The following is a 16,566-nucleotide window of genomic DNA, read 5'->3' as shown; positions in this document are numbered from 1 at the left end:
CGGCCGCGACGACCCCGCCGTTCCCCTCGGGTGTGAGGTGTGGCACGATGCTGGCCACCCCCCGCCCGCCGACATCCGTGCGGCACCGCCTATCCAGGCACCAGGAACCACAGGAGACATACCGCGTGCAGACCTCCGCGCTCCCGGACCTCGCGCACACCGACGCCAAGCCGGTGCACTGGCTCGCCACGGCGACGGCGATGGCCGCGGTCGTCGCCGCCGCGGGCCTGCTCCAGCCGGAGGCGGCCACCGCGACGGCCTCCGCGTCCGAGCACCGCGTCACCACGCAGCACGGGAGTGCGCCCGCCGCGAAGGCGCCCGACCCGGCGCAGGTCGCCTTCCCGCTCGACTGCGGCGCCGCCGGACACACCGTGGCCGAAAGCGCACCCGGGGACCTCGACGGGGACGGCGGGCCCGAGACCGTGGCCGTCGTACGCTGCGCCGCGGGGTCGGGCACCCCACCCAGCGGCATCTACGTCGTGACACAGCCGAGCGGGGCCGCACCCCGGGTCGTGGCGACCCTGGTGGACCCCGCTCAGAAACTCAACGTCACCGACTTCACCGTCCGTGACGGCCGCGTGTCGGCGACCCTGCTCGGCTACTCCTCGGCCGACGTCCCCCGCTGCTGCCCCGACGAGCTGGAGAGCGCCTCCTGGCAGTGGAAGGGCAACGCGTTCATCAAGTCCGCCGGCCCCGAGGGCTCCACCGCGCGAGGCGTCTGAGCCGTTACTCCGCGTCCGGCCCGAAGACCTCTACATTGTCCGAAACGCGACGTACATGAATACAGTCGCCCGGACATTCCTTGGCGGAGTCCACGACGTCCTGGAGGAGAGGCAGCGGCACCGGTGTGGTGGCGCCCTTGTCCTGGAGGAGCTCGTCCTCGTCGCTCTTGACGTACGCCAGACCGTCGATGTCCAGCTCGAACACCTCAGGTGCGTACTGCACGCAGATGCCGTCGCCCGTACAGAGATCCTGGTCGATCCAGACCTCGAGGTCCTGTGTGTCGCTGTCGCCCGGAGCGTCCTGCTGCACGGTCATGTGTCCTGCCGTTCCCTGCGTATCTGCACCAATTGAAGCCAGCCCTGACGGGTGTTGAACGCTTCGACGATACAACCGGCTGCTTTCCGGTGCCGAAGGGTGGGTATTCCCTTGGCGTGAGGGAGAGCGCAAGGGTGAAGATCGGACAGACTCCCGGGTCTTTGTGATCTAGGGGTTTCAATCATCACCCACCCAGGTAGGGTCAGGAAGCGTCCAGCTCCCCTTGGAGGAGGTGAGGACCGTGGCAGCCCACGACGACGACATCAACCGCGGCAACCGGCCCGGGCGAGGGTCTGAGGACCCAGCCGGCCAGGTCGCCTATCTCGAGCAGGAAATCGCCGTCCTGCGACGTAAGCTCGCCGACTCTCCGCGTCATACGAGGATTCTCGAAGAGCGGATCGTCGAGTTGCAGACCAACCTGGCAGGCGTGTCCGCGCAGAACGAGCGGCTCGCCAACACACTCCGGGAGGCCCGCGACCAGATCGTGGCCCTCAAGGAGGAGGTCGACCGGCTCGCGCAACCGCCGGCCGGCTTCGGTGTCTTCCTGCAGGCCAACGAGGACGACACCTGCGACATCTTCACCGGGGGCCGCAAGCTCCGGGTGAACGTCAGTCCGAGCGTCGAGCTCGAGGGCCTCCGGCGAGGCCAGGAAGTCATGCTCAACGAAGCGCTCAACGTGGTCGAGGCCATGGAATTCGAGCGGGCCGGGGACATCGTCACCCTCAAGGAGATCCTCGAGGACGGCGAGCGCGCCCTGGTCGTCGGGCACACCGACGAGGAACGGGTGGTGAGGCTCGCCGAGCCTCTGCTGGACATCACCATCCGCCCCGGCGACGCCCTCCTGCTCGAACCCAGGTCCGGCTACGTCTACGAAGTGGTCCCCAAGAGCGAGGTCGAGGAGCTCGTTCTCGAAGAGGTCCCGGACATCGACTACAACAAGATCGGCGGTCTGGGCGACCAGATCGAACTGATCCGCGACGCGGTCGAGCTCCCGTACCTCCACCCGGACCTCTTCAAGGAGCACGAACTCCGCCCGCCGAAGGGCATCCTGCTCTACGGCCCCCCTGGCTGCGGCAAGACACTCATCGCCAAGGCCGTCGCCAACTCGCTGGCCAAGAAGGTCGCCGAGGTCACGGGACAGCCCGCGGGGAAGAGCTACTTCCTCAATATCAAGGGCCCCGAGCTCCTCAACAAGTACGTCGGTGAGACCGAGCGGCACATCCGCCTCGTCTTCCAGCGTGCCCGGGAGAAGGCGAGCGAGGGCACCCCCGTCATCGTCTTCTTCGACGAGATGGAATCCCTCTTCCGCACCCGTGGCTCCGGTGTCAGCTCGGACGTGGAGAACACCATCGTCCCCCAGCTGCTCGCCGAGATCGACGGTGTGGAGGGCCTGGAGAACGTCATCGTCATCGGCGCCTCCAACCGTGAGGACATGATCGACCCCGCGATCCTGCGGCCCGGCCGTCTCGATGTGAAGATCAAGATCGAGCGTCCGGACGCGGAGGCCGCGAAGGACATCTTCGCGAAGTACCTCACGCCCTCGCTGCCGCTGCACTCGGACGACCTGTCCGAGCACACCGGGTCGAGGGAGGCCGCCGCCCACGCGATGATCCAGTCCGTCGTGGAGCGGATGTACACGGAATCCGAGGAGAACCGCTTCCTCGAGGTCACCTACGCGAACGGCGACAAGGAAGTCCTGTACTTCAAGGACTTCAACTCCGGAGCGATGATTCAGAACATCGTGGACCGGGCAAAGAAAATGGCCATCAAGGCATTCCTCGAGCAGGGCCAGAAGGGCCTGCGCGTCTCCCACCTCCTCCAGGCCTGCGTGGACGAGTTCAAGGAGAACGAGGACCTGCCCAACACGACCAACCCGGACGACTGGGCCAGGATTTCCGGAAAGAAGGGCGAGCGGATCGTGTTCATCCGCACACTCGTCACCGGAAAGCAGGGCGCAGACACCGGTCGTTCCATCGACACGGTGGCAAATACCGGACAGTACCTGTAAAACGCAGACCGGCTGCGGATGCCCGGCAGGGTATCCGCAGCCGGCCGTTTTCCCGGCAGCTCCGGCCACACCCGAACAATGACGTAATTGATCTCCCCACCGGCGCAGAGGCGCTCTAGGCTCTGCCGTACCGCCGAGTCGCGCAGTGCGGGGACGGGCACCGCGGACCAGCAGCGGTACTTGAGCGCCGCTCCCGGACGGGAGCGACGCCGGGCAAGGAGGGCCGCATGACCGTACGGCGAGTGATGGGCATCGAGACGGAGTACGGGATCTCCGTCCCCGGTCAACCCAACGCCAATGCCATGCTCACCTCGTCCCAGATCGTCAACGCCTACGCGGCGGCGATGCACCGGGCGCGCCGCGCCCGCTGGGACTTCGAGGAGGAGAACCCGCTGCGCGACGCGCGAGGCTTCGACCTCGCCCGTGAGACCGCGGACTCCAGCCAGCTCACCGATGAGGACATCGGCCTCGCCAATGTCATCCTCACCAACGGTGCGCGGCTCTACGTCGACCACGCGCACCCCGAATACAGCTCACCGGAGATCACCAATCCGCTGGACGCGGTGCTCTGGGACAAGGCCGGCGAGCGGGTGATGGCGGAGGCGGCGGAACGGGCGGCCGCGATCCCGGGCGCCCAGCCGATCCATCTGTACAAGAACAACACCGACAACAAGGGCGCGTCCTACGGCACGCACGAGAACTACCTGATGAAGCGGGAGACCCCCTTCTCGGACATCGTGCGCCATCTGACCCCGTTCTTCGTCTCCCGCCAGGTCGTCACCGGTGCGGGCCGGGTCGGCATCGGCCAGGACGGCCATGAGCACGGATTCCAGATCAGCCAGCGCGCCGACTACTTCGAGGTCGAGGTCGGCCTGGAGACGACCCTCAAGCGCCCCATCATCAACACCCGCGACGAGCCGCACTCCGACGCCGAGAAGTACCGCAGGCTGCATGTGATCATCGGCGACGCGAACCTTTCCGAGATCTCGACCTATCTGAAGCTCGGCACCACCTCGCTGGTCCTGGCCATGATCGAGGACGGCTTCATCAATGTCGACCTGGCGGTGGACCAGCCGGTCCGCACGCTGCACCAGGTCTCGCACGACCCGACGCTGAAGCAGCTGATCACGCTCCGTAGCGGCCGGACACTCACCGCGGTGCAGCTGCAGATGGAGTACTTCGAGCTGGGCCGCAAGTACGTCGAGGAGCGGTACGGGGCGGACGCGGACGAGCAGACCAAGGATGTCCTGGCCCGCTGGGAGGACACCCTGAACCGCCTGGAGAACGACCCGATGAGCCTCTCGGGCGAGCTGGACTGGATCGCCAAGCGGGAGCTCATGGAGGGCTACCGGCGCCGTGACGGCCTGGACTGGGACGCGCCACGCCTGCACCTGGTGGACCTCCAGTACGCCGACGTACGGGCAGACAAGGGCCTGTACAACCGTCTGGCGGCCCGGGGGAAGATCAAGCGGCTCCTCGACGAGAACGACGTCGAGAGGGCCCGTACGAAGCCTCCCGAGGACACCAGGGCCTATTTCCGGGGCCGCTGCCTGGAGCAGTACGCGGACGACGTCGCCGCGGCCTCCTGGGACTCGGTGATCTTCGATCTGCCCGACCGTGACTCGCTGCAACGGGTTCCCACGATGGAACCGTTGCGGGGTACACGCGCCCACGTCAAGGACCTCCTGGACCGCTGTCGCACGGCGGAAGAGCTGGTCCGGACGCTGACGGGGGGCTGAAAGGCGTCCCGGCTGGGAATCAATCAGATGACCTCCGGACGTTGAGGAAAGTACCGGGCCAATGTCGGACCCCGTAGGTAGGGTCTGATCAAGTGCTTCGAACCGAGCGGGGTGAGCTACATGGCGACCAAGGACACCGGCGGCGGACAGCAGAAGGCGACGCGTTCCACCGAGGAGACCGAGGAGCAGGCGCAGGACGCGCAGGCGACCGAGGACCTTGCGGAGCGACAGGAGAAGCTCAGCGAGGACGTGGACGACGTCCTCGACGAGATCGACGACGTACTCGAGTCCAACGCCGAGGACTTCGTTCGATCGTTCGTCCAAAAGGGCGGCGAGTAACAGCCGGATTTCCGGCCGGACCGTTCGCCGGCGGGCTCGCGCCGCCGGCAGGCGATTTCCGTGGGACGCCCTCGCCCGCACCGGGCATCACCGGGGCGTCCCGCGGAAATGCTTCCGCACCCGGGATCATGTTGATCACCGTCACAGGACGGGTAGGGTCCGTGGCGTACTGCTTCAACTGCAATTCGGCCATCGGCAAGTTGGGGATGATCCTGACTCCTTGCGCAGGGCCATCGCATACCTGGAGGGAAACGCGTGGAAGCCAACACTCGTAGCACCGGGCGTCTACCAGCTGCCTTCCTGACGCCGGGTTCGTCCTCGTTCATGGACTTCCTGTCCGACCACTCACCCGAGATCCTTCCCGGCAACCGCAGCCTGCCGCCGCTGCAGGGCGCGATCGAGGCGCCGCACGGCACGACCATCGTGGCGGCCTCGTTCCCCGGCGGAGTGGTGCTGGCCGGTGACCGGCGGGCGACCATGGGGAACATGATCGCGCAGCGCGACATCGAGAAGGTGTTCCCGGCCGACGAGTACTCGGCGGTGGGCATCGCCGGCACGGCGGGTCTCGCCGTGGAGATGGTCAAGCTGTTCCAGCTGGAGCTGGAGCACTTCGAGAAGGTCGAGGGCGCCACGCTCTCCCTGGAGGGCAAGGCGAACCGGCTCTCCACGATGATCCGCAGCAACCTGGCGATGGCCATGCAGGGCCTGGCGGTCGTCCCGCTGTTCGCCGGGTACGACGTCGACCGCGAGAAGGGCCGGATCTTCTCGTACGACGTCACCGGCGGCCGTTCCGAGGAGCGCGGCTACGCGGCCACCGGATCCGGTTCGGTCTTCGCGCGCGGGTCGATGAAGAAGCTGTTCCGCGACGACCTGACGGAGGAGCAGACACTCACGCTGGTCGTGCAGGCGCTGTACGACGCGGCCGACGACGACTCGGCGACCGGTGGCCCGGACGTGGCCCGCCGGATCTATCCGATCGTCACCGTCATCACCGACGAGGGCTTCCGCAGGCTGGACGACGCGGAATCCTCGGAGATCGCGCGCGCGATCCTGGAGCGCCGGCTCGAGCAGCCCGACGGCCCCCGCGCCGCGCTGCTCTGACCGGCCCGATGCTTCTCCGATGCACTCGTCACTGACAGAAAGGGACGGATAGCCGGTGTCGACGCCGTTCTATGTCTCACCTCAGCAGGCCATGGCCGACCGGGCGGAATACGCCCGGAAGGGCATCGCCCGTGGTCGCAGCCTGGTTGTGCTGCAGTACGCCGACGGCATTGTGTTCGTCGGCGAGAACCCGTCCCGCGCGCTGCACAAGTTCAGCGAGATCTACGACCGGATCGGCTTCGCCGCCGCCGGCAAGTACAACGAGTACGAGAACCTCCGCATCGGCGGAGTGCGCTACGCCGATCTGCGGGGATACACCTACGACCGCGACGACGTGACGGCCCGTGGGCTGGCCAACGTCTACGCGCAGACGCTCGGCACCATCTTCTCCAGCGCCGCCGAGAAGCCGTACGAGGTGGAGCTGGTGGTCGCCGAGGTCGGCGCCGGGCCCGAGGGCGACCAGATCTACCGGCTGCCGCACGACGGTTCGATCGTGGACGAGCACGGCTCCGTCGCGGTCGGCGGGAACGCCGAGCAGATCAGCAGCTTCCTCGATCAGCGCCACCGCGACGGGATGTCGCTCGCCGAGGCGCTGAAGCTGGCCGTGCAGGCGCTGTCCCGCGAGGCCAACGGCAACGAGCGGGAGATCCCCGCCGAGCGGCTCGAGGTCGCGGTCCTGGACCGTACGAGGCCGCAACAGCGCAAGTTCAAGCGGATCGTCGGCCGGCAGCTGACCAGGCTGCTGGACGCGGACGGCGCGGGGGCGACCCCGACGGACGCCCCGTCCGACACGGAGGAGCCCGAGGTCGGCTCCACCCCGGCCGCCGGGACCGAGACCCCCGGGAAGGGCGCCGACACCCCTGGGAAGGGCAGCGACGGGCCCGAGAAGGGCACGGGCGAGGCCCCGAAGGAGTAACCGGTACCGGAAGATCTCCGGGCGGAGCCCTCCGGCCGTCGTACGCGGCGGCCGGAGGGCTCCGTCACGCCGTGGCCGGGGGCGCGGTGGAGCCCCGAACCACCAGACGGACGGGGAGGTCGTGGTGGGCCGCGGGGCGGCCCTCCAGGACGGCCAGCAGAGCCGTCATGCCGCGCTCACCCACCTGCTCGGCCGGGAGGTGCACGGTGGTGAGCTCCGGCTCCACCGCCGTGGCGAGCGCAAGGTCGTCGAAACCGGTCACGGAGATGTCGTCGGGCACCCGCAGCCCTCGTCTGCGGACCGCCTTGCAGGCGCCGGCGGCCAGGATGTCGTCGTCACAGACGATGGCCGTCGGCAGCGGGCCGGGGGCGGCCAGCACCGTCTCGGCGGCCTCGCGCCCGGACCGTACGTCGAGCGGGGCGGTGACGGTGCGCAGAACGGCGCCGGGGACGTCACTCACGGCCTCCCGCAGCGCCCGGGCACGCACCGCGAAGGTCCAGGTGTCCACGGCGGAGGCGAGGTGCGTGATCCGGCGGTGGCCGAGGCCGAGCAGATGGTCCGTCACCTGGCGCATGCCGTCCGCGATGTCGAGGTTCACGCGCGCCGCGGCGCCGTGGTCCTCGGGGTCGCTGTCCAGCATCACCAGCGGCAGGTCCGCGCCCCTCAGCGCCCCCAGGGCGTCCGCCGCCATCGACGAGGCGATCACCCCGTCGAGCGCCGCGCGGGCCGAGGCGAACGGGTCCCTGGCGGGACCGGTGCCGTCGGGGGACGGGTAGAGGACCACGCCGAAGTCGTGCTCGGCGGCGACGGCGGCGGCCCCCGAGTACACCCGGGCGAAGAACTCGTTGGTGAGCGCCGGGACGACGAGGAGGGCGGTGCGGGTGCGGCCCAGCCGGAGACTGCGGGCCGCGAAATTCGGCCGGTAGCCGAGGTCCCTGGCACTGTCGCGGACCCGCTCGGCGGTCGCCGCGGAGACCCGGCCCCGCCATTTGTCACCGAGTACGAGCGAGACCGTGGCCTGCGAGACGCCCGCCGCCCGGGCCACGTCACGGCTGGTGGGCCGTGGTGGGGAGGGCCGCTGGGTGCTGCTCACTCGTGCCTCCGTGCTGGGCCGGTCGGATCGTGGCGGGATGGACTCCCGGGCTGCCCACATGGTACGTATGAGCGTCGAAGTTATACGTAAAACTCCAGGGTGTGGCACCGCTGGGGGAGAGGGGCGGACATGGCCGCGGGGTACATGGACATCCTCCGGACGCGGCACGCCGCCCGGCTGCTCGCGGGAACGCTGGTGGGGCGGCTGCCGAACGGCACCGCCCACATCGCGATCGTCCTGTTCACCCGCGCGGAGGGCGGCAGCTACACGCTGGCGGGCGCCCTCGCGGCGGCGTACGGACTCGCCACAGCGGTGGGGCAGCCCCTGCTGGGCCGGGCCGTGGACCTGTACGGCCAGCCGCGTGTCCAGCTCCCCGCGGCGGTCGTCTCCGCGCTCGGCATGGCCGTGCTCGCCCTCATCGGCCTGGCCTCGCTCCCGGCAGCCTGCGCGGCGGTCGTCGTGGCAGGCGTGTTCACGCCCCCGCTGGAGGGCGGCCTGCGCGCCCTGTGGCCGACGGTCCTGGGCCGGGAGGACCGGGTGCACCGCGCGTACGCCATGGACGCGGTGGCCCAGGAGATCATGTTCACCGTGGGGCCGCTCCTCGTGACGGTCCTGGTGTCGCTCCGGTCGCCCGCCGCCGCACTCCTGGTCATCAACGCCCTCGGCGTACTGGGTGCGCTGTCCGTCGTCCTGTCCGAGCCCTCCAGGGTGTGGCGCTCGGCGCCCCGCGAGGCGCACTGGCTGGGCGCCCTGCGCTCGCCGGGACTGCTCGCCCTGCTCGGCGCCTTCTTCTTCGTCGGGCTCGCGCTCGGCTCCATCACGGTGGCCGGTGTCGCCTACGCCGACGACCAGGGCCGGGAGTCCGTGTACGGCTGGCTGATGGCCGCGCTCGGCCTCGGCGCGCTGATCGGCGGAGTGGTCTACGGGGCGCGGCAGTGGGCCGGGGCGCCCGAGCGCAGGCTGCGGATCATCGTCGCGCTGCTGGCGCTGGGCTATCTGCCGCTGATGCTGACGCCCGGCGTGCCCGCCATGACCGCACTGGCGGCCCTCGCCGGAGTGTTCCTCGCCCCGGCGATCGCGTGCTCGTTCATCGTCGTGGACCGGCACGCACCGCAGGGCACGGTGACCGAGGCGTTCTCCTGGCTCGTGACGACCTTCGGGGTGGGCGCGGCGGCCGGAACGGCGGTGGCGGGCCCGGCCGTCGAGCTCGGCGGGACGGCGTGGAGTTTCGCCGTCGCCGGGGCCGGTGGAGTGGCGGCGCTGCTGGTTCTGCTGGCCACCGGAAGGGTCCTCGCAGCTCCCGGGCGTACGCCCGCGGTTGTGGCCGGTTCGGAAAATGATCGAAACGGTGCTGCCGAACCCGGTTTCAGCTCAGGCCATAAGGCGTAATGTTCAGTCATGGACCGCCGCATTTTCGGGCTGGAGAACGAGTACGGCGTCACGTGCACGTTCAGGGGACAGCGCCGACTGTCACCTGACGAAGTGGCGCGCTACCTCTTCCGCCGTGTTGTGTCATGGGGCCGCAGCAGCAATGTCTTCCTGCGGAACGGCGCCCGCCTGTACCTCGACGTGGGATCGCATCCGGAATACGCGACACCCGAATGCGACAACGTGACCGAACTGGTCACGCACGACAAGGCGGGCGAGCGCATTCTCGAAGGCCTGCTCGTCGACGCCGAACGCCGCCTGCACGAGGAGGGAATCGCGGGCGACGTCTATCTCTTCAAGAACAACACCGACTCGGCTGGAAACTCCTACGGGTGCCACGAGAACTACCTCGTGGCCCGGCACGGAGAATTCTCCCGGCTCGCGGACATCCTCATTCCGTTCCTCGTCACCCGTCAGCTGATCTGTGGTGCCGGCAAGGTGCTGCAGACGCCGCGCGGAGCCGTCTACTGCGTGAGCCAGCGGGCCGAGCACATCTGGGAGGGCGTCAGCTCCGCGACGACGCGCTCCCGTCCCATCATCAACACCCGGGACGAACCGCACGCCGACGCGGAGCGGTACCGCCGCCTCCACGTCATCGTCGGTGACTCCAACATGTCCGAGACGACCATGCTGCTCAAGGTCGGCGCCACCGATCTCGTGCTGCGCATGATCGAGGCGGGCACCGTGATGCGGGACCTGACCCTGGAGAACCCGATCCGGGCGATCCGCGAGGTCAGTCACGACATCACGGGACAGCGCAAGGTGCGCCTGGCCAGCGGCCGCGAGGCATCCGCCATCGAGGTCCAGCGCGAGTACTACGAGAAGGCCGTCGACTTCGTCGAGCGCCGTGGCATCCGCACCGGCACCGTCGACCAGGTCCTCGAGCTGTGGGGCCGCACGCTGGACGCCATCGAGGCCGAGGACCTCGACCGGATCGGCACCGAGATCGACTGGGTCATGAAGTACAAGCTCATCGAGCGGTACCGGGCCAAGCACAACATGACCATGTCGAATCCGAGGGTCGCCCAGATAGACCTCGCCTACCACGACATCCACCGGCGGCGCGGGCTCTACTACCTCCTGGAGCGCAAGGGCCAGGCCGCCCGCATCTGCAACGACATGAAGATCTTCGAGGGCAAGTCGGTGCCCCCGCAGACGACCAGGGCGCGGCTGCGCGGCGACTTCATCCGGCGGGCCCAGGAGCAGCGACGGGACTTCACCGTCGACTGGGTCCACCTCAAGCTCAACGACCAGGCGCAGCGCACCGTGCTGTGCAAGGACCCCTTCCGTTCCGTCGACGACCGGGTGGAGAAGCTGATCGCGGGCATGTGACCCGGACAGGAATGTCCTGCCTCGTATGTGACCGGGCCCCGTACGTTCCTCGTACGGGGCCCTTCCGTCCGCCTAGAGTGTCGGGGGACCATTCACGTGCCGTCTGAGATCTGAGGAACCAGTGCGCCGACTTGCCGGCCTTCTCGTCGTCCCCCTTCTGCTGCTGTCCGCGGCGGCATGCGGCGACGACAAGGCCTCCGACTCCGCCTCGACCGAGAAGGGCGTTCCCGCGATCACCGCGGGCGCGAAGTTCGGCGAGAAGCCCACTCTGGCGAAGGGTGAGGGGGATCCTCCCAAGGAACTGAAGACCGACGTCATCAGTGAGGGTGACGGCGCGAAGCTCAAGAACGGCGACGCGATCCAGGTCAACTACCTCGGGCAGGCGTGGGACTCCACCAAGCCCTTCGACAACAGCTTCGACCGCAAGCAGCCCTTCGACCTGACGCTCGGCGCGGGCATGGTCATCCAGGGCTGGGACAAGGGGCTCGTCGGCCAGAAGGTCGGAAGCCGCGTCGAGTTGGTCATCCCGCCGAGCCTCGGCTACGGCGAGCAGGGCCAGGGCGACATCAAGCCCAACGCCACCCTCGTCTTCGTCGTCGACATCGTGAAGGCGACGCAGATCCCGAAGTCCGCCGAGGGCACGTCCGTGGCCCAGGACAACATCGACCTGCCGAAGGTCGGGACCAAGACCGACGGCAAGGCGCCGACCGTCACGATCCCCAAGACCGACCCGCCGAAGAAGCTGGTCTCCAACTACGTGCTGGAGTCCAAGGGCGAGGTCATCAAGGAGACCGACAGCGTCGTCGTGAACTACGTGGGTCTGCTCTGGAAGGGCAGCAAGGCTTTCGACAGCACCTACCAGACCGGCAAGACCCAGACCTTCCCGCTCGCCCAGGTCACCCTCAAGGGTCTCAAGAACGGTCTGGTCGGGAAGAAGGTCGGCAGCCGTGTGCTGCTCGTCATTCCGCCGGACCAGGGTTTCGGCGACGAGGCCCAGCAGTCCATCCCCGGGAAGTCCACCCTCGTCTTCGCCGTGGACATCCTGACAAAGATGTAAGACTGTCCCGGTTGCCCAGTTCATCAGTAAGAGGAGCAGTTCAGTGAGCATCGACAAGCCCGAGATCGACTTCCCGGGTGGCGAGCCGCCGGCCGACCTTGAGATCAAGGAGATCTGGGAGGGCGACGGACCGGTGGCCCAGGCGGGGCAGACCGTCTCCGTGCACTACGTCGGTGTGGCCTTCTCCACCGGCGAGGAGTTCGACGCCTCCTGGAACCGCGGCACCCCGCTGCAGTTCCAGCTCGGTGCCGGCCAGGTCATCGCCGGCTGGGACCAGGGTGTCCAGGGCATGAAGGTCGGCGGCCGTCGCCAGCTGACCATCCCCGCGCACCTCGCCTACGGTGACCGTGGCGCGGGCGGCGGCGCGATCGCCCCGGGCGAGACGCTGATCTTCGTCTGCGACCTCGTCGGCGTCTGATCCGTCCGTCTACAGCAGTCAGGGCCCGTGCCGCAAGGCACGGGCCCTCGCTTTGGTCCGGACACCCCGGGGCGGTACGGTCGACGGTCGGAGAGCACGTCGAGAAAGGGCGTCGATGGCGATTGCCAAGGCCGAACGGCTGATGAACCTGGCACTGTGTCTGCTGGGTACCCGGCGTCCGCTCAGCAAGCGTGAGCTCCGCGGGTCCATCGAGGCCTACCTGGAGGCGGGCTCCGACGAATCCTTCAACCGGATGTTCGAGCGCGACAAGGACGACCTGCGTGAACTCGGCCTGATCATCGAGACCGTGGAGAATCTGGACGGCGACACCGGATACCTCGCGCGCCGCGACAGCAACCGGCTGCCCCCCATCACCCTCGACGCCGAGGAGGCCGCTGCCCTCGGGCTCGCCGCCAAGGTCTGGCAGCAGGCCCGGCTCGCCGGCGCCGCCAGCGGCGCCCTGCAGAAGCTGCGGGCCGCCGGCATGCCGGAGGCCGAGGACGCCTACGAGGTGCACAGCGCTCTCGAACCGCGCATCCCGGTCCACGAGGCCGCGTTCGAACCGCTGATGCTCGCCTGCCGGGACCGCCGCCCGGTCACCTTCGACTACCGCAAGGGCAACGCCGCCCGCCCGGAGCAGCGCCAGGTCGAGCCCTGGACGCTCGAGTGCTGGCGCGGCCACTGGTATCTGGCCGGCTGGGACCGCGAGCGGGGCGCCGAGCGGGTCTTCCGGCTCTCCCGGATCTCCGGCCGGGTCCGCTCCCGCGCAGGGGCCTTCACGGCCCCCGTGCCCGACGCCGTCACCGTCCGCGAGACGGTGGAGAGCTGGGCGGGGGAGACCGCGACCAGGACCGCCCGCATCAGGCTGCGTACCGGCTCCGGCTACCCGCTGCGCTCCCGCGCGATATCGGTACGGGAACTGGGCGACGGCTGGGACGAGTTGGAGATCCCGTACGGGCACGGGCTGGACGCCTGGCTCGTGGAGTTCGGGCCCGACGTGATCGTGAGCGAACCCGCCGATCTGCGGGCCGACGTGATGGACCGGCTGCGCGCCGTGGCCAAGGACTGAGGGGACCCGTACTCGTGGCCACGAACGCGATCGACCAGACACGGCGGATGCTCTCCCTCGTCACGTATCTGCGTGAGCGCCCCGGCGCGCACGTCCAGGACGTGGCCCGGGCCTTCGGGATCACCGAGGACGAGCTGATCTCCGACCTCGACGTGCTGCCCATGTGCGGGACCAGCTTCCGCGGTGGTGACCTGCTGGACATCGACACCGACGGCGACCGGATCTGGTGGCACAACCCGGACGACGTCGCGGAGCCGCTGCGCCTGGCCGCCGACGAGGCGACGGCCCTGCTCGTCGCCGCCCGGGCCGTCGCCACGCTCCCCGGCCTGCGGGAGAGCGACCGGCAGGCGCTGGTGCGCGCCACCGCGAAGCTGGAGACGGCGGCCGGTGAGGTGGGAGCCGCCAGCTCGCGGCTCTCGGTCACCTTCGAGTCCGAGGGCGGTGTCTTCGCCGACGTCGACCGGGCGATCTCCGAGCGGCGTCGCCTCTGGCTGCGTTACTACTCACCCGCGCGTGACGAGCTGACCGAGCGCGAGGTCGACCCGATCCGGCTGTTCGCCGTCGGCCACACCTATATGGAGGGCTGGTGCCGCCTCTCCGAGGCGCGGCGTACGTTCCGGCTCGACCGGGTCGCCGAGATCAGGCTCCTCGACGCCCCGTCCGCCCCGCCCGAGCTGGAGCTGCGGGACCTCTCCGAGGGGCTGGTGCAGCCCGCCGCCGAGGACCCGGAGGTCGTGATCGAGGTCGGCCCCGGCGGCCGGTGGGTCGCCGAGTACTACCCGCACGACAGCGCGGAGGAGCTCCCCGACGGCGGTCTGCGGATCACGCTCCGCACGCCCGACCCCGCCTCCCTGCGCAGGCTCGCCCTGCGGCTGGGCGGCGAAGGACGCATCACATCGCCCCCGGACCTGGCCGAGAGCGCCCGGCTGGCGGCGCGTGAGGCACTGGCCGCCTACGACGGCGCGCTCTGAGAGGCGGCCGGCGGTGCACCGAGGAGACGAAGGCCGTATGACTGCGATATCGAGCACACAGACCGGACCGGTTCCGGTCACGGTGCCCGACACCGTGCGCTTCCGGGCGGCCTGCCCGGACTGCCGTGAGCGGTTCGAGCTCGGTGCGGGCTCACTGCGGCTGGCCATAGGAGCCAGCCGCCGTACGACCTTCTACTCCTTCACGTGTCCCGCCTGCGGGTCCGCGGTCCGCAAGCCGGCCGGGGAGCGCATCATCGAACTCCTCAGCGGCGGCGGGGTACGGACACTGCGCCTGCACACCGCCCTGCGGTAACGAGAGACACCGAGGATCCGCCCATGTTCTGGCCCATGCTCGCCATCGCTCTGGGATTCGCCGGCCTGGCCGTGCTCGGCGTCCTGGCCGTCAAGGTCTTCGTCGAGGCACAGCGGCTAGCCGGACAGGTCGCCGCGACCACGCGCCGCATCAACCGAGCGGCCGAGGATCTCGAACGAGCGGCCACCACCCTCGCCGACACGGGAGAGGCCCTGCGATAGCAGTGCGCGGCCTCCTGATTCACCGGTTCGGGGGGTACGCTGCTGGAGCGGCCCAGGCAGGGAGGTGTGGGCCGCAAGCGGGAGTACGCACAGGCATTGCCTCACGTTTACCCCTGCGGGTTACGATCGCTGCCAGCGCGAAGGTCGGACAACTGTCCGGTCGAACGGGTAGCGAGCCCACCCTCCAGACGCCTCAGTGAGAAGGAAGTCGCACATGATCGGCAATCTGAAGCCCCTCGAGATCGTTCTGATCATCGCTGTCGTCCTGCTGCTCTTCGGTGCCAAGAAGCTCCCCGACATGGCGCGTTCGCTCGGCAAGTCGGCCCGCATCCTCAAGAGCGAGGCCAAGGCCATGAAGAAGGACGACGCGGAGCCCGCGGCGCCCACCACGGAGAACGTCGCGGACACCACCCCGCCCGCGGCCACCGCGCGCACGATCCAGGCCGCTCCGGGAGATGTCACCAGCTCCCGCCCGGTCAGCGAGGCCAAGCCCACCACCCAGAGCTGACAGCTGATCCGCACCATCTGAAGCTGCCGCACGAGACGAGGGAAGTGGGTTGCTCAAGTCTGCCCGCAAGCAGGAGAAGGACGACGAGGGGCGGATGCCCCTCCTCGATCACCTGCGTGAGCTGCGCAACCGGCTGCTGAAGTCGGTCCTGGCGATCATCGTCGCCGTGATCGTGGCGGCGTTCTTCCAGAAGGAAATCTTCGAGTTCCTGATGAAGCCGATCCTGGACTCGGTCGGCTGCAAGAACGGCGCCGTGACCATGATCAACGGTCGGCCCTGCGCGGAGATGACCACCAACGGTCTGCTGTCGCCGTTCACCATCGCGCTGAAGGTGTCCCTGATGGCAGGCGTGCTGGTGGCCACTCCGGTGTGGCTGTACCAGCTCTGGGGGTTCGTCGCCCCCGGCCTGCACAAGCAGGAGAAGCGCTACTCGATCGCCTTCGTCGTGGCCGGGGTGCCGCTCTTCGTCGCCGGCGCCTACCTGGCGTACGCGATCCTCCCGCAGACCGCGCAGATCATGCTCGGCTTCACACCCGACAACGTGAAGAACCTGCTGCCCCTTGACGACTTCCTGGACCTGATCACCCGGATGGTGATCGTCTTCGGGCTCGCCTTCGAGCTGCCGCTCCTGCTCATCCTGCTGAACCTGACCGGTGTCCTGTCCGGCGCCCGCATGCTGCGCTGGTGGCGCGGGATGCTCGTCGGGCTGACCGCTTTCGCGGCGATCGCCACCCCTGGCGGCGAGCCCATCTCGATGCTGCTGCTGGCCGGCCCGCTCGCCGTGCTCTACTTCGTGGCCGTCGGCTTCTCGCTGCTCAACGACAAGCGCAGGCGGCGTGCCAACCCCGACGCCGAGCTCGACGACGACGAGGCGTCGAGCCTGGACCTGACCCCCGAGGCGGTCGGCGCCGTCGAACCGGTGTCCTCCCGGCCTGCTCTGCCGGGGCAGGCGAGCGGGGACGCGGACGGCGGGCGGACGAACCGGCTCAACGGTTACGACGACATCACCTGACCT

General features: G+C 69.0%; 19 protein-coding genes. 17 read left to right on the top strand and 2 right to left on the bottom strand.

Translation table 11 applies throughout. The annotated features are described in order from the left end of the window. Positions 1-125 precede the first annotated feature (125 nt). A complete protein-coding gene (locus tag OG379_RS08185; RefSeq protein ID WP_405660774.1) occupies positions 126-722 on the top strand; it encodes a hypothetical protein in 597 nt (198 codons plus the stop codon). A 4-nt stretch (positions 723-726) separates the two neighbouring features. Here OG379_RS08185 and OG379_RS08180 read toward each other — a convergent pair whose 3' ends face one another. Further along, positions 727-1,038, bottom strand: coding sequence for a ferredoxin (locus OG379_RS08180; RefSeq protein WP_104790263.1), 312 nt, complete (start codon positions 1,036-1,038; stop codon positions 727-729). A 241-nt stretch (positions 1,039-1,279) separates the two neighbouring features. Here OG379_RS08180 and arc point away from each other — a divergent pair, with 241 nt between their 5' ends. From arc to prcA, 6 genes are all read left to right on the top strand, one after another. Further along, a complete protein-coding gene (arc, locus tag OG379_RS08175; RefSeq protein ID WP_104790264.1) occupies positions 1,280-3,046 on the top strand; it encodes a proteasome ATPase in 1,767 nt (588 codons plus the stop codon). 227 nt (positions 3,047-3,273) lie between these two features. Then, the gene (dop, locus tag OG379_RS08170) at positions 3,274-4,785 is read left to right on the top strand and encodes a depupylase/deamidase Dop (protein WP_405660769.1); all 1,512 of its coding nucleotides are present in this window, start codon (positions 3,274-3,276) and stop codon (positions 4,783-4,785) included. A gap of 120 nt (positions 4,786-4,905) precedes the next feature. After that, on the top strand, positions 4,906-5,124 hold the full coding sequence (locus tag OG379_RS08165; RefSeq protein ID WP_393758145.1) for a ubiquitin-like protein Pup: 219 nt from the start codon (positions 4,906-4,908) through the stop codon (positions 5,122-5,124). Between the two features lie 7 nt (positions 5,125-5,131). Further along, positions 5,132-5,428, top strand: coding sequence for an endonuclease domain-containing protein (locus tag OG379_RS08160; RefSeq protein ID WP_405668439.1), 297 nt, complete (start codon positions 5,132-5,134; stop codon positions 5,426-5,428). After that, positions 5,380-6,225 (top strand): proteasome subunit beta, encoded by an 846-nt coding sequence (prcB, locus tag OG379_RS08155; protein ID WP_329226989.1) that lies wholly within the window; start codon positions 5,380-5,382, stop codon positions 6,223-6,225. Before OG379_RS08160 ends, prcB begins: the two co-directional genes overlap by 49 nt. 55 nt (positions 6,226-6,280) lie before the next feature. Beyond that, positions 6,281-7,141, top strand: coding sequence for a proteasome subunit alpha (prcA, locus tag OG379_RS08150; protein ID WP_405660766.1), 861 nt, complete (start codon positions 6,281-6,283; stop codon positions 7,139-7,141). Between the two features lie 64 nt (positions 7,142-7,205). On the opposite strand, the gene OG379_RS08145 is transcribed toward prcA, so the two are convergent. Continuing rightward, entirely contained in the window at positions 7,206-8,234 is a 1,029-nt protein-coding gene (locus tag OG379_RS08145) for a LacI family DNA-binding transcriptional regulator (RefSeq protein WP_405660762.1), read from the bottom strand. A 129-nt stretch (positions 8,235-8,363) separates the two neighbouring features. Between OG379_RS08145 and OG379_RS08140 the strand changes: the two genes are divergently transcribed. The 10 genes from OG379_RS08140 to tatC all read left to right on the top strand — a co-directional run bounded on the left by OG379_RS08140 (position 8,364) and on the right by tatC (position 16,563). Continuing rightward, on the top strand, positions 8,364-9,623 hold the full coding sequence (locus tag OG379_RS08140) for an MFS transporter (RefSeq protein WP_405660759.1): 1,260 nt from the start codon (positions 8,364-8,366) through the stop codon (positions 9,621-9,623). A gap of 9 nt (positions 9,624-9,632) precedes the next feature. Beyond that, the gene (gene pafA, locus OG379_RS08135; RefSeq protein WP_104790270.1) at positions 9,633-10,994 is read left to right on the top strand and encodes a Pup--protein ligase; all 1,362 of its coding nucleotides are present in this window, start codon (positions 9,633-9,635) and stop codon (positions 10,992-10,994) included. Between the two features lie 121 nt (positions 10,995-11,115). Beyond that, entirely contained in the window at positions 11,116-12,051 is a 936-nt protein-coding gene (locus OG379_RS08130; RefSeq protein ID WP_405660757.1) for an FKBP-type peptidyl-prolyl cis-trans isomerase, read from the top strand. A 43-nt stretch (positions 12,052-12,094) separates the two neighbouring features. Beyond that, positions 12,095-12,469 carry an FKBP-type peptidyl-prolyl cis-trans isomerase gene (locus OG379_RS08125; RefSeq protein ID WP_124279619.1) on the top strand — a complete coding sequence of 125 codons (375 nt, stop codon included), beginning with the start codon at positions 12,095-12,097 and terminating at the stop codon, positions 12,467-12,469. 115 nt (positions 12,470-12,584) lie between these two features. After that, on the top strand, positions 12,585-13,538 hold the full coding sequence (locus OG379_RS08120) for a YafY family protein (RefSeq protein ID WP_104790273.1): 954 nt from the start codon (positions 12,585-12,587) through the stop codon (positions 13,536-13,538). 14 nt (positions 13,539-13,552) lie between these two features. Next, the gene (locus OG379_RS08115) at positions 13,553-14,509 is read left to right on the top strand and encodes a YafY family protein (protein ID WP_104790274.1); all 957 of its coding nucleotides are present in this window, start codon (positions 13,553-13,555) and stop codon (positions 14,507-14,509) included. A gap of 37 nt (positions 14,510-14,546) precedes the next feature. After that, the gene (locus OG379_RS08110) at positions 14,547-14,822 is read left to right on the top strand and encodes a hypothetical protein (RefSeq protein WP_362939756.1); all 276 of its coding nucleotides are present in this window, start codon (positions 14,547-14,549) and stop codon (positions 14,820-14,822) included. 23 nt (positions 14,823-14,845) lie between these two features. Next, positions 14,846-15,043 carry a hypothetical protein gene (locus OG379_RS08105; RefSeq protein ID WP_129261536.1) on the top strand — a complete coding sequence of 66 codons (198 nt, stop codon included), beginning with the start codon at positions 14,846-14,848 and terminating at the stop codon, positions 15,041-15,043. Positions 15,044-15,257: 214 nt separating this feature from the next. Next, positions 15,258-15,551 (top strand): Sec-independent protein translocase subunit TatA, encoded by a 294-nt coding sequence (gene tatA, locus OG379_RS08100; protein WP_356716962.1) that lies wholly within the window; start codon positions 15,258-15,260, stop codon positions 15,549-15,551. Between the two features lie 49 nt (positions 15,552-15,600). Beyond that, positions 15,601-16,563, top strand: a complete 963-nt coding sequence (gene tatC, locus OG379_RS08095) for a twin-arginine translocase subunit TatC (RefSeq protein ID WP_393758161.1) — start codon at positions 15,601-15,603, stop codon at positions 16,561-16,563. Positions 16,564-16,566 lie beyond the last annotated feature (3 nt).

Origin of the sequence: Streptomyces sp. NBC_01166, assembly GCF_045039765.1 — a bacterium.
In the GTDB taxonomy this organism is placed as follows: Bacteria; Actinomycetota; Actinomycetes; order Streptomycetales; family Streptomycetaceae; genus Streptomyces.
Note: the sequence above shows the minus strand (reverse complement) of the source record. Positions and strands in the feature narration are given on the sequence as shown.

Excerpts from the sequence above, each read along its gene's own strand:
- OG379_RS08180 (WP_104790263.1), bottom strand. The coding sequence starts at position 1,038 with ATGACCGTGCAGCAGGACGCTCCGGGCGACAGCGACACACAGGACCTC.
- dop (WP_405660769.1), top strand. The coding sequence starts at position 3,274 with ATGACCGTACGGCGAGTGATGGGCATCGAGACGGAGTACGGGATCTCC.
- OG379_RS08165 (WP_393758145.1), top strand. The coding sequence starts at position 4,906 with ATGGCGACCAAGGACACCGGCGGCGGACAGCAGAAGGCGACGCGTTCC.
- OG379_RS08140 (WP_405660759.1), top strand. The coding sequence starts at position 8,364 with ATGGCCGCGGGGTACATGGACATCCTCCGGACGCGGCACGCCGCCCGG.
- pafA (WP_104790270.1), top strand. The coding sequence starts at position 9,633 with ATGGACCGCCGCATTTTCGGGCTGGAGAACGAGTACGGCGTCACGTGC.
- OG379_RS08120 (WP_104790273.1), top strand. The coding sequence starts at position 12,585 with ATGGCGATTGCCAAGGCCGAACGGCTGATGAACCTGGCACTGTGTCTG.
- OG379_RS08110 (WP_362939756.1), top strand. The coding sequence starts at position 14,547 with ATGACTGCGATATCGAGCACACAGACCGGACCGGTTCCGGTCACGGTG.
- OG379_RS08105 (WP_129261536.1), top strand. The coding sequence starts at position 14,846 with ATGTTCTGGCCCATGCTCGCCATCGCTCTGGGATTCGCCGGCCTGGCC.
- tatA (WP_356716962.1), top strand. The coding sequence starts at position 15,258 with ATGATCGGCAATCTGAAGCCCCTCGAGATCGTTCTGATCATCGCTGTC.